The 13,193-nt window shown below is 72.1% G+C and carries 12 protein-coding genes; 3 read left to right on the forward strand and 9 right to left on the reverse strand.

Annotation, left to right across the window (positions count from 1 at the left end; genetic code table 11):
* Nucleotides 1–8: 8 nt before the first annotated feature.
* The 3 genes from BM093_RS29810 to BM093_RS29820 all read left to right on the forward strand — a co-directional run bounded on the left by BM093_RS29810 (nucleotide 9) and on the right by BM093_RS29820 (nucleotide 3,440).
* Nucleotides 9–1,124 carry a hypothetical protein gene (locus BM093_RS29810; RefSeq protein ID WP_093354441.1) on the forward strand — a complete coding sequence of 372 codons (1,116 nt, stop codon included), beginning with the start codon at nucleotides 9–11 and terminating at the stop codon, nucleotides 1,122–1,124.
* An 88-nt stretch (nucleotides 1,125–1,212) separates the two neighbouring features.
* A complete protein-coding gene (locus BM093_RS29815) occupies nucleotides 1,213–2,100 on the forward strand; it encodes a hypothetical protein (protein WP_093354444.1) in 888 nt (295 codons plus the stop codon).
* Nucleotides 2,101–2,105: 5 nt separating this feature from the next.
* Nucleotides 2,106–3,440, forward strand: coding sequence for a DUF1173 family protein (locus BM093_RS29820; protein ID WP_093354491.1), 1,335 nt, complete (start codon nucleotides 2,106–2,108; stop codon nucleotides 3,438–3,440).
* Between the two features lie 97 nt (nucleotides 3,441–3,537).
* Here BM093_RS29820 and BM093_RS29825 read toward each other — a convergent pair whose 3' ends face one another.
* From BM093_RS29825 to BM093_RS29860, 9 genes are all read right to left on the reverse strand, one after another.
* Nucleotides 3,538–4,635 carry a coiled-coil domain-containing protein gene (locus BM093_RS29825; RefSeq protein WP_143105590.1) on the reverse strand — a complete coding sequence of 366 codons (1,098 nt, stop codon included), beginning with the start codon at nucleotides 4,633–4,635 and terminating at the stop codon, nucleotides 3,538–3,540.
* Nucleotides 4,636–4,951: 316 nt separating this feature from the next.
* Nucleotides 4,952–5,884: an ATP-dependent DNA ligase gene (locus BM093_RS29830; protein WP_093354453.1), complete on the reverse strand. Its 933-nt coding sequence runs from the start codon at nucleotides 5,882–5,884 to the stop codon at nucleotides 4,952–4,954.
* Between the two features lie 66 nt (nucleotides 5,885–5,950).
* On the reverse strand, nucleotides 5,951–6,088 hold the full coding sequence (locus BM093_RS36310) for a hypothetical protein (protein WP_177238783.1): 138 nt from the start codon (nucleotides 6,086–6,088) through the stop codon (nucleotides 5,951–5,953).
* Nucleotides 6,089–6,203: 115 nt separating this feature from the next.
* Nucleotides 6,204–7,319 (reverse strand): hypothetical protein, encoded by a 1,116-nt coding sequence (locus tag BM093_RS29835; protein WP_093354458.1) that lies wholly within the window; start codon nucleotides 7,317–7,319, stop codon nucleotides 6,204–6,206.
* A gap of 451 nt (nucleotides 7,320–7,770) precedes the next feature.
* Nucleotides 7,771–8,136 carry a hypothetical protein gene (locus BM093_RS29840; RefSeq protein WP_093354463.1) on the reverse strand — a complete coding sequence of 122 codons (366 nt, stop codon included), beginning with the start codon at nucleotides 8,134–8,136 and terminating at the stop codon, nucleotides 7,771–7,773.
* 1,018 nt (nucleotides 8,137–9,154) lie between these two features.
* Complete coding sequence (locus tag BM093_RS29845; RefSeq protein WP_218162989.1) at nucleotides 9,155–9,793, reverse strand: hypothetical protein; 639 nt, start codon at nucleotides 9,791–9,793, stop codon at nucleotides 9,155–9,157.
* A 586-nt stretch (nucleotides 9,794–10,379) separates the two neighbouring features.
* Entirely contained in the window at nucleotides 10,380–11,441 is a 1,062-nt protein-coding gene (locus BM093_RS29850; RefSeq protein WP_093354474.1) for a flavin-containing monooxygenase, read from the reverse strand.
* A gap of 182 nt (nucleotides 11,442–11,623) precedes the next feature.
* Nucleotides 11,624–12,223, reverse strand: coding sequence for a methyltransferase family protein (locus tag BM093_RS29855; protein ID WP_177238785.1), 600 nt, complete (start codon nucleotides 12,221–12,223; stop codon nucleotides 11,624–11,626).
* Nucleotides 12,220–13,193, reverse strand: a 974-nt coding sequence (locus tag BM093_RS29860; protein WP_143105591.1) for an HAD-IC family P-type ATPase, incomplete at its 5' end; no start/stop codon positions are given. The genes BM093_RS29855 and BM093_RS29860, both read right to left, overlap by 4 nt.

Consider the following 13,193-nt stretch of genomic DNA (forward strand, 5'->3'; position numbering starts at 1 on the left):
AGAATCCGATGATCGATTGGCCGCACCCGATTCAGGCCCGGCTCACCGGGCTCGGGCAGGACCCACTGGATTACCGGCGCTATCTGGCGCGCGGCGAGGTCAGCGCCGAGGTCGCCGAGGCCCGCCGACGTGACGAGCTGGGCTGGACTGGGCAGGACTGGGACACCCCGCCGGTGGCCACGCAGGCCCTCGCCTTGCATGAGACCGAGACCGCGATCAGCGCGCAGGAACGTGAGGTTGCCCTCGCGGAGAAGCTGCTGGAGATCGCGGTGGCCGACGAGGAGTCGACGGCCGAGAAATACGATCAGCTGCCGCGGCTGCAGAAGTGGTTCGGTGGAGCCACCCCACGCCAGGATCGGGACTCTGCGCATGACTACGCGGACCAGAGGCGAGAGAGTGTGGCGGCCCGGGGTCGGCTCGACGAGCTGACCGTAGCCCATTCCGAGCTTCCGCAGATGAGCCAGGACGAGCGGGAATTTGCGCTGTATCTGGGGTATCGGCACGGGTCGTCACCGACGCAGGTGACCGAGACCGGCGAGACCATGCGCACGGCGCTGCGTGCGGAGGTCGACGCCGCGGAGCCGGCCGAGTATCTGGCTGGGGAGGGTCCGCCGTGGCGAACGTCCGAGCGGGAGGCCTACATGGCCGCGATCGACGCCGACCTGGAGGTCGTGCCCGAGCCGGTGCTGGCCGAGCAGCGCACCCGCGAGCTCACCGAGATCTTCGAGGAGCGCCGGGTGGCGCTCGAGCTCGCGCCGGTTCTCGAGAAGGCAGAACACCTCAAGCAGGACTACTTCCATCTGCAGACGTTGGAAAATACCCCGCTCGGTTATTACCAGGAGGGGCAGTCCTGGGATGAGTACGCCGACATTGACTCATCCGTGATGGATCGGGCCGAGCAGCGGCTGGTCGATTTCGTCACTGCTCATCCCGAGCTTCATCATGTGGGGCAGTGGTCGGACTGGGTGCGCGAGCCGGAGGCCGGGCAGCCCGCGGCGGCGGTCGAGGCCGGCGAGCCGTCGGGGCGGGAGCGGCCGGGCCCGTATGAGGCTCTGGTGGCCGGTACCGAGGTGGGCGAGGGTGCCGAGCTGGAGTACGAGGACCAGGGGTACGAGCCGTTTTGAGGTCTGCTCAGGGAGCCTGGCCGGGGGCGCCGCGGCGGCCGCGGCCGGGCAGAAGTGATGGTGGGATGGATGGGGAGGGGGCGCGTCGGTGAGCAGTGACGGACCGGGTCCGCCGCCGGCGGCGGGCTCCGGTGGTTCGGGTGGGCAGCGTCCGTTCGCGGTGCAGGTCGGGGAACAGCTGCGCGAGCTGCGCCGGGAGGTCAGCGAGAACTCTGCGCATGTCGCCGAGATCGCCGATCACGTGTCGCGGTTGAGCCCGCGGGTCGACGATCTCGACCACAGTGTGGCGGCGCTGTCCGGGGCGGTCGAGGCCGCCGGAGCCGGTGGCGGCGGCCCGGATGAGCAGGCGCTGTCGCTGACACCGGCGCTGCGCTGGTCGCAACTCGAGCCGGGCGACAAGCATGCGGCGTGGGACGCGCTGGGCGCGTTCGTGGCCGAGGTCCTCAATGGTGAGTACCGGCTGACGCGCGCCGAGCTGCCGGACTGCTGGCCGGTGCATCCGCGCGCGGTGCGCGAGCTGGCGTGGCTGCGCACCCTGCACGTCGATTCCAGTGCCCCGGACACCCGCCCGGATCTGGTCGCGGAGTGGCACGTGCGGTGGCTGCCGGCGGCGGTGGCGAACCTGGTGGCCGCGATCGACGGGCGGGAGTGCGCCCCGGGTAAGCACCGGCTCACCGAGGACGAACGCCGCCACTATGACGAGGCGCTGGCCGCGGCCCAACGCGACGGGTCGGCGCCACCGCCGCTGAGCGGGGAGGCCGGGCCGGATCGGCCGCGGTATCTGCCCGACCGGTTCCCGCCGCGTCGCAGCGACGACGACGGCACCGGTTTCGGTGTCACCCGCGGCGGCCCTGAGCTGCTCGACGCGGGCACGCCGGCCCCGCCGAGCAGCCGAGACTGCTGGTGGGAGTACTTCCTCGAGGCCCGCCGGGCCGACCTCGGCGCCGACGGCGTGGATCCGAAGCAGGTGAGGTGAGCGTGATGCGGCACGGTCGAGGTCGCCCACCGGCGACGCGCACCCGGCGCGGTGGCGGTCGCGCGCACCCGGCGCGGGCGGCGCACCCGGGCCGGGCGACGCCGGGGACCCGGGTGCGGCTGGCCGGGCGGGAGGTGGCGTTGTGGCAGCTGCGCCGCACCCCGGGCGCGTATCGCGCGCTGGTGGAGCAGGCCAAGGTCACCGACGGGTGCGGCTGGTGCCTGTGCACCGCCCCCGCGCCGCGGCTGGTGATCCGCCACCGGGCGGGGGTGTACTACCTGGCCTGCTGGCCCGGCGGCGGCGCCGAGCACGCCGAGCGCTGCGAGTTTCACAACGACGGGGCCGCGTGGTCGGGGCGCAGCCACTATCACGACGGCGCCCTGGACGAGGCCGACGACGGCAGCGCGACCGTGGCGCTGGCGGTGCCGCTGCGGGTGCGCACCGAGGCCGCCGACACCCCGACCGGCGCCACGCCTGGGGGAGCGGCCGCGGCCCGGTCGCGGATGAGCCTGCTCGGGTTGCTGCACTACCTGTGGGAACGTGCCGAGCTGACCACCTGGAGCGCGGCTCCGCCGTCGCCGCGCCCTCCGGGGTGGGCGGGGTGCAGCCCGCGATTGCAGGCGGCCACGGCCGGGGTGTCCACCTCGGGCCTCGAGCTCGGCGAGAGCTGCTTTGTGATTCCGCCGTTCGACCCGGCCGCCCCGGATCGCCACCAGGCGGCGTTCGAGCAGTTCACCGCCCGGCTCGGCGAACACGACGGGGCAGTACGGCGGGGGCTGCTGCTCGGCGCGGTCCGATCGTGGACTCCGACCCGGTACGGTCAGCGCTGCGATCTGCGCCATCACCGCACGCCGCTGTACTTCTCGTCGGCGCTGCACGCGCGGCTGCAGCGCGCGGCGCCGGCGGCGATGGCCGAGCAGCTTCCCGCCGGCAGTGAGCAGATCGTTCTCACGCTGGTCTCGCGCAGCGAGCGGGGCAACCTTTCGGCGGTCGCGGCCGCGGTGATGCTGACCAACTCCGGGTTCGTCCCGGCCGACTCCTCGCACGAGGTCGTGATGGCCGATGCCCTGACCGCTGCGGGCCGTCGTTTCACCAAGCCGTTGCGCTACGACGCCGAGGCCGTGACGCTGCCGGACTTCGTGCTCACCGACACCGACCCGGCCACCGTGGTCGAGGTGTGGGGGATGCTCGGGCGGGAGGACTATCTGGCCCGCAAGCAGGACAAGATCACCTATTACCGCGGCGAAGGCACGCCCTTGATCGAGTGGGACAGCCGTGGCCCACTCCCGGACCTGGGCCGCCACCAGCCGCTCGCCGGCGGCCCAGGCGGCGGGGCATGACAGGGGTTCCCGCCACGCCGCCACTGAGCTGATCGCGGGACACGCTGGGTCGGCCGATGGCGCGTGGTTCCCGGCTGCGGTGGCCGGCCTGGTCAGGTCACGTCCTCGTGCGGCGGCGTGATGCCGGCCGGCCGCGCCGCCGCCGCGCCTCCGACGCGCGTGTACTCGCTGTCCTGGCCTCGTCTTCTGCAGCAGGCTCATCGGCTTGCGCGGCGGCGAGCCGCCCCTCGTGGCGCTGCTGGAGCTCGTGCAGGTACTCGGCGTGCTGGCGCCGCTCATCGGCGAGGCGTTGCTCGGCGTGATCGCGCTCGGCCTGCAGGGCGGACTCGAGCTGGCGCTGTAGCGCGGCGATCTCGGCCTCGGCGACTGCGCGTGCGGTGCGCGAGTCGGCCACTTCCCCGGCGAGGCGCTCGATCGTCGCCCGCTCGTCGGCCAGCTCGGCGCGCAGCGCGGCGACCTGGTCCTCCGTGCGGGTTCGGTCGGCCTCGGCCGTTTCGGCCCGGCGGGTCAGCTGCTCGTTCTCGGTCCGGGCCGCGGCCACGTTCGCGGCTTCGGTCTCGGCGCGTTCCTGCTGCTGCGCGGCAGCATTCTGAGCGTGGTCCCGGTCCCGGAGCGCCTGGTCACGTTCGATGACCGCTTCGACGAGCTGGGCATCGAGGCGGTCGGTTCGCCGCTGTAGCTGATCACGGTCCCGGGTGGTTTCGGCAAGCTGCTGGTCGAGCACCGTGAGGCGTTCGTCGCGGGCGGCGAGCGTCTCGGTGGTCGCGGCCGCGCGGGCGGTGGCCTCGTCGCGTTCGGCCAAGGCGACTTCCGCGATCCGTTCGGCCTCGGCGAGGTCGGCGAGCGCGTCCCGCGCGGCGTCCTCGGCCTGGCGCCGCGCGGCCTGGTCGGCGGCCGCCTGCTGTTCGGCCGCGTCAACCTGGGCGCGTGCGTCGCGCTGGACTGCGGCGATCTCGGCGGCGGTGGCCTCGGGATCGGTGGCCTCGCCGAGCAGCACCGCGACCCGGGCCGTGACGTCGTGCATCGCGCGCTCGTGGCGGTCGATGAGCTCACGCAGTTCCTCGCGGGCACCTTCCAGCCCCGCCCTGGCCAGCGACACCGGCCGGTCGCCGGCGGTGTCGTCGTCGGTGTCGTGGTGGCGGCGCCGCAGCTTTCCCTCGCGGGCTTTGGCCGCGTTGAGCCGGTTGTGGACCACCCCGTCGACCTGCTGGCCGCAGTAGCGGGCCGGCCGCCCGGTGCCGGTGTACTCCACGACATGCGCGCAGCCCTCCGGCCACTCACACGCCAGGCGCTGGACCGGGGTTGCGCTGCCCGCACTGTCACTCACGCCGACAACTTATCATACCGTTTCGTTTCAGCGATACGAAACGATACAAATACAACGGAACGTTATTCGCTCAGGGAGGATCCCGCCCTCGGGGCACCGGCCCCGACGGGGGAGCGGTGGAGTGGGGGCCGGCTGGCCTGCGGGCGCGGCTATATCCCCCACCGCCGCAGGCGTCAGGACCCCGCTACAGCGCGACAGTCAGGTCCTCGGGGAGTAGGTCCGGGCGGATCCGGCGGTAGCGGACGCCGTGTCGGGCGCGGCCGCGGTCCACTGCGGTGTCGACGTCGATCTCGACGACCAGGCTGGGCTGGACCGGTGTGTGCGCGACGTCGTCAGTCGCGCCGGGCAGGCCGATCCGCCCGCCCGGCATGACCGCCGGCCACGGGTGGATGGCGCGCGGCGGCGTGAGCTGGGTGCCGAGCGCGGCGGCCGCGCTGGCGCCGAGTCGATGGGTGCGGCCGATGATGCGTAGTCGTCCGCTCCGGTCGTGGCGGCCGAGGATCAGGGCGTGGGGCTGGGTGATCGGGCCGATCACGGCGCCGACGATGGCCTCGGTGGTGTGGGTGGCGCGGGTCTTGGTCCAGCGCAGGCGGTGGGGCCGGTAGCTGTGATCGAGGCGTTTGGCGACGACGCCTTCGAGACCGAGGTCGCGGTGGCGGTCGAGCCAGGGCTGGGCGAGGTCGAGGTCATCGACGGCCGGGGCCAGCACGACGCCGTCCTCGGCGTCGCCGACGAGCTCGGCGAGGCGGTCGCGGCGGGCTCGTAGGGGCTCGGGCCTGATGTCGCGGCCGTGGTGGGCCAGGAGGTCGAACGCGACGATCCAGTGCCGGGCATCGGGTGCGCCCAGGGCGGTGAAGTCGACCCGGCCGTGGCGCATGGCGACCAGCTCACCGTCGATGACGGTGCCGGTGGGCAGTTGCTCGGCCACGAGCTCAGCGACGCCGGGGAAGCGCGCGGTGAGGCTGCGGTGCTGGCGGGACTGCAGCTGCACGCGCGCACCGCGAAACGCCAGGCACCGCCAGCCGTCGAGTTTGGGCTCGTAGGTGTGGCGGTTGTCGGTGGGCAGCTCGGCGGCCGGCTGAGCGATCATCGGCGCCACCGGGAACTGCACGTCCACGCCAGGGCACGATAGGCCGCCACGCTGCGGGGTTGATCGGTGAACGCAGTGTGGCGGTGCTCGCGGCTAGAGTCCGGTGATGTCGAGGGTGCGGGTGATGCCGTCGGAGCCGGTGAAGGCCAGTTCGGTACCGCTGCCCTGACGGATGTCGTAGTAGAAGACGCCTTGGTAGGTGCGGCCGGTGCGGTCCATGGAGTAGGGCAACTCCCTCGCCGCACCCGAGGGGTAGGCGTAGGTCTCGGTAGGTGTCGCCGGTGACGACGGTGGCGGGGTGAGGGTCTGTGCGCGGTCGCAGCCTGGAGCTGTTCGAGAGGCACACTCACCGGATCCGGGGTCGGCGCAGCCGCCGCGGCAGAACGGGCGCGGCAACGCCCTGCCCGCGGGCAGGCAGGGCGTTGCCGCGGGCCTCGCGCAGGCGCCGCAGGTGCTCGCTGAGGGCTTCCTGGGCGGCGCGGCGGGCGCTGCGCCCGGCGGGCTGGTCGAGCATTGCGGGGTCGAGTGCGACCGCGGGCGTCGGTGTCTGGGTGGTGCCGGTCCGCATTCGGCCGATCTGCACGGCGCGGATCTCGCCCAGGCGCCCGCGCCAGGGCCTCAGCCGGGCCCCGATGATCCGCAGCGGATCACGCGCACCGGCCGAGAGGTCGCCGCGCCGGCGGTTGGGCCGGTCTGGGTGGTACTCCAGGGCGTGGAGCAGTCCGGCGACGGTGGCACCGGCGTCCCACCACGGCTTGAGCAGAGCCCGGGCTCGCCAAATCTCGATCTTGCCACCTTGTCGGCCTCCTAGGCCGAGATGCGAGAGCAAGGTGAGAGTGGCTGCGTTTCTAGCACCGGGGGTGTCGGGGACGTCGTAGGGGTGCCATGTGCGGCTGGTGGTGAGCTGAGACCGTCTGCCGCCCGTCAAGGGCTTACTACTCACGTAAGAAGTGGGGAGGTCGCCACTTTCATCCACAGTCGACTGACCTGCCGATGTGTCGGCGAGGTCCACGGCCGGTGGGTCGGGTCGCAGCTGGGGCAGAGGGGTGTGGGACACGAGGGCGTAGGTGGGGGTGCGTCCGGTGTCGGTGCCGAGGAACTCGGCGCTGGCTCCGGCTTCGACGACGACGAGCAGGCCGATCTCGCGGGCCCAGGCCAGCACGCGGGACACGGTGCGTGCGGCGCGTGCGCCGGCCGCGCCGAGGCGTTCGGCGCTGAGCCCGGTGACCAGGCCGGTGTCCCAGTCCATGTGGCAGACCAGGCGGCGCAGGATCGCCGACCAGCTGCGGCGCTTGTCGGAGCGCCAGTCCTCGTCGTCGACCAGGCGGGCGATGTGGTCGAGGGCCTCGGGCTGGGAGGTCAGGACCCGGTAGTCGTGGTCGATGAAGTTGCGCCACCCCGGGTGAGGGGTGAACCCGCGCCCGTGTCGGGCGCGGGCGCGGGCGATACCGCGTGCCCGCACTCGCGTGCTCGGCGGCGTGGCGCGGCTCGTGCGGCCGGGGCCGCTGGTGGGGCGGGCGCCTCGGCCGCGAGGTGTGCACCGCGGCGCGGCGGTGGTGCGGATGCCGAAGGACTCCGGGGATGGCTGCTCACCGACGGGGAGCTGATGGAGCAGGCAGAGCTGGGTGGGGCCAGAAGCCAGGGTGAACGCGCCGTGCTCGTAGCAGAGCACGCAGAACCCGGTACCCGCCGCCGGCGAGCGCCCTGGTTCCGGGCACGACGAACTCACCCCGTGTCTGTATTGGTCGGCTCCCGGCCCAGGATGTATCCTGGACACGCGAAAGCGCCCCTTCTTGGACGGTTGGGGATTGGCCCCGGTTCGCCGGGGCTACGGCGTCAGCTCGGGTGCACGACCGACTGACGCGAGAACGAACCGAGGCGGCCCCCCGGCCAGGGGGCCGCCTCGTTCTCGTTTATGAGGCCTTGGTCAGGGGCTGCTCCTGTGGAGTCTGGTACTGCACGGGGATCTGCCCCGGAAGCTCAGGGGCGTGCCGAAGCCCGATCTCGATCAAGGACCCGGCGACGATCGAGAGGTGTCGATCCAGCTCACGCGCCAGTGCGCGCAGCTCGGCATTGTCAGCCACGGGGATCCGCACCGTCAGGTCGGCGGTGTCGGCGGAGCTGTAGCGCACCGGCAGTGTTGGTGGCAGTTCGCCCCGCCGCCGGAGCCCATGTGCGACCAGCTCGGCGCCGATCTCCGACCACGAGAGGCCTCGCCGGGTCGCGAGATCCTTGAGGGCTTCCTCAGCGGCCAGTGGCAGACGCGGAAAGATCACCACGCGGGGGCCCTTCGACGGGCGCCCCTTCGCACGGCCTGACGATCTCCTCGGCATGCGAGGCATCATGGTCCATATTCTGAATGGACGGTAGGCGACACGCGGAACCGGTTTGGTCGAATCGCGCTGGCTCGCTGAGGCGGCGTTGAGTGCCCGGCATGCCCGACGCGGTCGTCGTGGGGCCGCGCTGCTCCGAGGGGCGTGCCCCAGCTCGGCCTCGTGACCAGGTTCGAGGCGTCCCCGGGATCGCCAGTGGGTGTCGGCCAGGCCGTCAGGCGTCGCCTCGGCGGCGGACCCAGTGGGCGAGCAGCGGCCCGGGGACGTCTGCGTACACGATCGGTACGCCGTCGAGCTCGTCGAGGTCGGGCAGCAGGTCCGGAGGCAGGACCCAGGTGACGTCGTCGGCGAGGTTGTGTCGCTGCCGGTTGGCTGGTCGCGTCGGCAGCCATGTGCGGGTCGAAACCCGCCGGTAGGGCCCCCGCCGGGGCCGCGGCGAGTCTCGCGGGCGCCTGCCGCCCCGCCGCTCCCGGCCCGACGTCGACGGCGTCCCAGGCGCGCAGGTGCGGGCAGCTCGCGGCGCTGGCCTCGGCCTGCACCAGGGCAGTGGCGAGCCTGGTCATTCTGGGGTTGCTGGTCGTGCTCGTGCCCCCGGTCGACCCGCGGCCCGGCCACGTCGCAGGGCAGCGGGTGGTACTGCCGTACAGGCCGAGACGTGGCCGTCTATAGCAAGATCTTGGCCCCTCTCTCTCGATGTCCATGGCCGCGAGCCCGCTGCTCGCCCCCGGGCTCGGTCCACTCCTGCTGGGTCGGTTCCCGGTGCTCGCTCGGCACGCGCCGACCGCCCCAGGCACGAGCCCGAGATCCCGACGTCGAGGGCGCCACGAGCCCGGCGCCGAGGAAGACCGGCCACCGCCACGATGTAGTGACTGCACGGGCGGCCAGGCCGTCGTCACGAACCACGAATCCTGCAACGAGCGGGGCCGTAAGAGGTCGTGGAACTCCGCCGGGCTGGCGCTGCGTCTCAAGGGCGGTGGGTGAGGAGACCGAGCAGGCGCGTGTCATCGTCCACCGCCCACGTACGCAGGCGAGGATCGATCGCGTCGAGCACGAAGCGCAGATCGTCAACGCGGTCGTGCAGGGGGATGGACAGCAACGGTTCGTGGTGGGCGATGCGGTTGCGGAGCGTGTGCAGCCGGATGACCGGCTCCTCGATGACCTGCGGGTTTCGGCGTCCGCGGGGCAGGTGTGGAAAGGCGTGCCGGATGGCCGGCCACAGGGTGGAGGTGTAGCGCCGGGCCAGCAGGAACCGCCAGAACCCGAAGTTCAGCTCGGCTACGACCTTCCCAGCAGGAGCACTCGTTCCGGTCCGGCGCCGAGCCTCGTCGATGTCAGCGCGTGCGCGGGCGGTCAGCACACCCCGGGGGTCGTCGAACCAGTCACCCGCCGCCGCGTGCCGATGGTGAGCGGTGACCAGGGCGTTGTTGATGGCGTTGCGCAGGAACACCTCGCCATGGCCGAGCACCTCCCAGAACGACGCCGAGACCGTCGCGTTCCACCGGTAGAGCTGCACTGCACGCTGCAGATCCCCGCCAACGGCTGCGCGGTAGGGCCCGAGCCGTGATGGAGAGATGGCCTGCTCGACCAGCGCGGCCGTCGCCACTGACGAATTCGACACCGTTGCAGGGCTCCCGTACATTCAGAGGCGAAGACCCCGGAGCGATCCCTGGCCGTCCTGTGGACGAGCTACATCACCGGGGTTTCTGCTTTCGCAAGTGCAGCGTGGGCCCGAGCGAGCTGGCCGCGCGGACGGACTGCCTGTTGTTGACCAGGCTAGAGTGCTTGCTGCGGGCAGAACACGAGCGGGTCGCGACCCATCCTCATGATCGGTATGGGCGTCAGGGGGCTCGACCGCGTGCGCGATGCGGTAGGCGATCAGATGGCTCCGCGCGGGGGGCTCCGGCAGAGCGCGGCGTCGACCACATACCGTCCTCGACGCCGCGAAGGCGCAGTTCCCCGACAGCCACCGCCACACCAGCCGACTCTGTCACCGCGACCGGCCGGTCCGCGGCCGCGCTCGGGCACAGTCGGCGACCCGGTCGAGCGTCGAGCAGGGTCAGGGCCAGGTCACAGCGCGGAGACCGCACGTACTCCGGAAGCGAACCGAGGACCACGACAGTCCCGCAACTGATGTGGCGGTCCGGTCCACACCCGACACCCGTCCAGGCCAAGGCACAAGTGCCTGGCTGTCAGGAGCTGGTCCATTTCTGGGTCAGGTTCGCGGCGTCGTGGCCGACTCCGCCGAGCAGGTGTGAGGCCATGGTGCGCTGGTAGGGCCATCCGATCGTCGCGAGGTCGGAGGCCGGTGCGGCCTCTATCGAGCTGCGGCGCAGATCGGGTGCGAGCCACGACAGGTCGGGGCCGAGGCCGGTGCACCAGATGACGCTGGCTAGCCCGGGCAGAGGGTGGGATTCGGTCACGGGGACCCCGTGGTCCACATCGGTGATGCGGCCTTCGCGTCGGATGCCGGCATCGGTGAGGTCGCGCGGCCGGACGCGCCCGAGTGGATCACCGCCGCCGCTGGCCAGGCGGGCGAGGAACCGTCCGGTACCGCGATCGGTTCGGAGGTGGCGCATCGCGGTGAACACGGGTGTGCCCAGCTGGGGGAGCCGGCCGACATCGCGTCCGGCCAGGTGGACCCGGTGGCGCCCGGCGAGGGCGATGTCGAGGGCGATCTCGGCTCCGGAGTTGGCGGCCCCGACGATGAGTACCGGCCCGTCCGGGAGCCGACCGGGATTGCGGTAGTCGGTCGAGGCCAGTTGGACGATCGCGGGGTCCAGGCCGGCTGCGAAGGCCGGGATCCGGGGACAGCGATGGGCACCGGACGCGACGACCACCCGGCGTGCGTGTAGGACGTGGTCTCTGATGGCGGCGGTGAAACCGTCCGGGCCACGGCGCAGGTGCCGGACCGGGCTGTCGACGTGGACCGGCAGCCCGAACCGGGCGACGTAGCGTTCGAGGTGATCGGCGGCATGGTCCTTGGTGGGATGCCGGTCGTTGGCGGTCATGGGCATGCCCGGCAGGCCGTTCGCCCCGGCCGGAGTGAACAGACGTAGTGAGTCCCAGCGCTGCCGCCAGCTGTCGCCGACCCGTGCCGCGGCGTCGACGACGACGTGGTCGATCCCGGCCCGGCCGAGGTGCCAGGAGGTCGCGAGGCCGGCCTGTCCCGCGCCCACGACCAGCACGTCCACGCGATCGGGAGGCCGCCCGGTTGTCACAACCCGCTCCCCGCTCCGTGCCTTCGGTCGCATGCACCGCGGCTCTTCAGCGCTGACGCCGCGGCGTTGACGGCCCGCTCGACCGTGCTCGACCAGATCTATTCAACCTCGCACCTCGCTAATAGCGTCAGGACGCAGTGGAATGATGATCGTGGCCGTTACCGGATCGAGCAGTATCGCTCGCAGGTGCTGCAACAGCATGGAGGACCTCCTGCTCACGTGTTTGGAGCCAAGGGCTGGGACGCGAGAGCCGCCGGCTCCTCTGCCGGGACGCCGATCCAACGCGGAACTCGACTGCAGAGACGTTCGTACGCCTCGCCGAACTGTCGCCGCAGGTGCTCTTCTTCGACCACCGCCCAGGTGCGCATGATCACGGCCAGCTCGATGGCTAGCAGCGCGGCCCGTGGTGAGCCCCGGGCGGTGGCAAGACCGGCGGTGGCGGCCACGAAGCCCGCATACTGCGGGTGGCGGCTGTAGTCATAGATCCCGCCTGTGATCAGATCGCCGGTCTCGCCACCGTTGAGCTGCTGCGGGCTCGCGAACGTCGTCATGCTGCCTACTGCGAGTGCCGTCCCGGCAGCGGCGACGGTGTAGCCGGCTACGCGCTGGCCGATCGGCACGTCGCGGTTGTGGCGGACGAGGGAGTCGGTGAGAAGGAGTCCGAAGGTCGCGTAGGCCGTCCACATCGTCCGCTGGGTTCCCCGTCGTAGGGTTCCGTCCCGGTCCAGCTCGTTCCGCATCCGGTGAAGAAGCGGGGTCACGGCGGCAGCGAGGACGGTGCTGGCCAGCCGTGCCGCCCGATCGGCCGTGGTCATCGGTGAGAGCCCTCGTGTTTCTGCGTCTCCCGGTCGGCAGCGGACGGTTCGGCGCTGCAGCATGCGCATCCGTCCTCGCAACCGCTCTGGTTCGGCGACTGTGCCGGGGCGGGTCCCGGGTCGGTGTCGAGCGGCGCCGGCCCGGTGGCCACGTCCTGGGGTGTGGCCATCGGCGGTGCTGGTGCGCAGCAGGGGTCGTCCGGTTCGGGTGCAGGCTCGATGGTGAGGTGGTGTCGGTCCGAGGTGGCCGGGGCGGCCGTGAGGCCGGGCAGGGTCCGTGCTCGCGCGGCGCGGACGGCGTTGAGGATGACCAGCACCTCGGCGGCCTCGTGGATCACGACGACGGTGGCCAGGCCCAGGACGCCGAATGCGGCGAGCGGGATCAGCGTGCCGATGATCAGCAACGAGAAGCCGACGTTCTGCAGCATGATCGTGCGGGCGTGGCGGGCGTGGGCGAGGTTCTGCGGGAGGTGGCGCAGGTCCTCGCCCATCAGCGCGACGTCGGCGGTCTCGATGGCGACATCGGTGCCCATGGCGCCCATCGCGATGCCGACATCGGCGGTGGCCAGCGCCGGGGCGTCGTTGACGCCGTCACCGACCATCGCGATCCGGCGACCCCGGGCGATCTCGGGCAGCAAACGAGCCTTGTCCTCCGGGCGCAGTTCCGCGTGCACGACGCCGATCCCGGCCTGCTGGCCGAGCATCGCCGCGGTGCGCTGGTTGTCGCCGGTGAGCATGGCGACGTCGATCCCGAGCGCGCGCATGCGGCGAACGGCTTCGACGGCTTCGGGCCGCAGCTCGTCACGGACGGCGACGGCGCCGAGCAGTGTGCCGCCGCGCTCGACGAGCACGACCGTCGCCCCCTGGTCCTGCAACCGCGCGACGTCCTCGGCCAACGGGCCGGCGTCGACCCAGCCGGGTCTGCCCAGCCGCAGCTCGACCCCGTCGCGGACGCCGGTCAGGCCGTGCC

This window comes from Pseudonocardia ammonioxydans (assembly GCF_900115005.1).
Classification (GTDB): domain Bacteria; phylum Actinomycetota; class Actinomycetes; order Mycobacteriales; family Pseudonocardiaceae; genus Pseudonocardia; species Pseudonocardia ammonioxydans.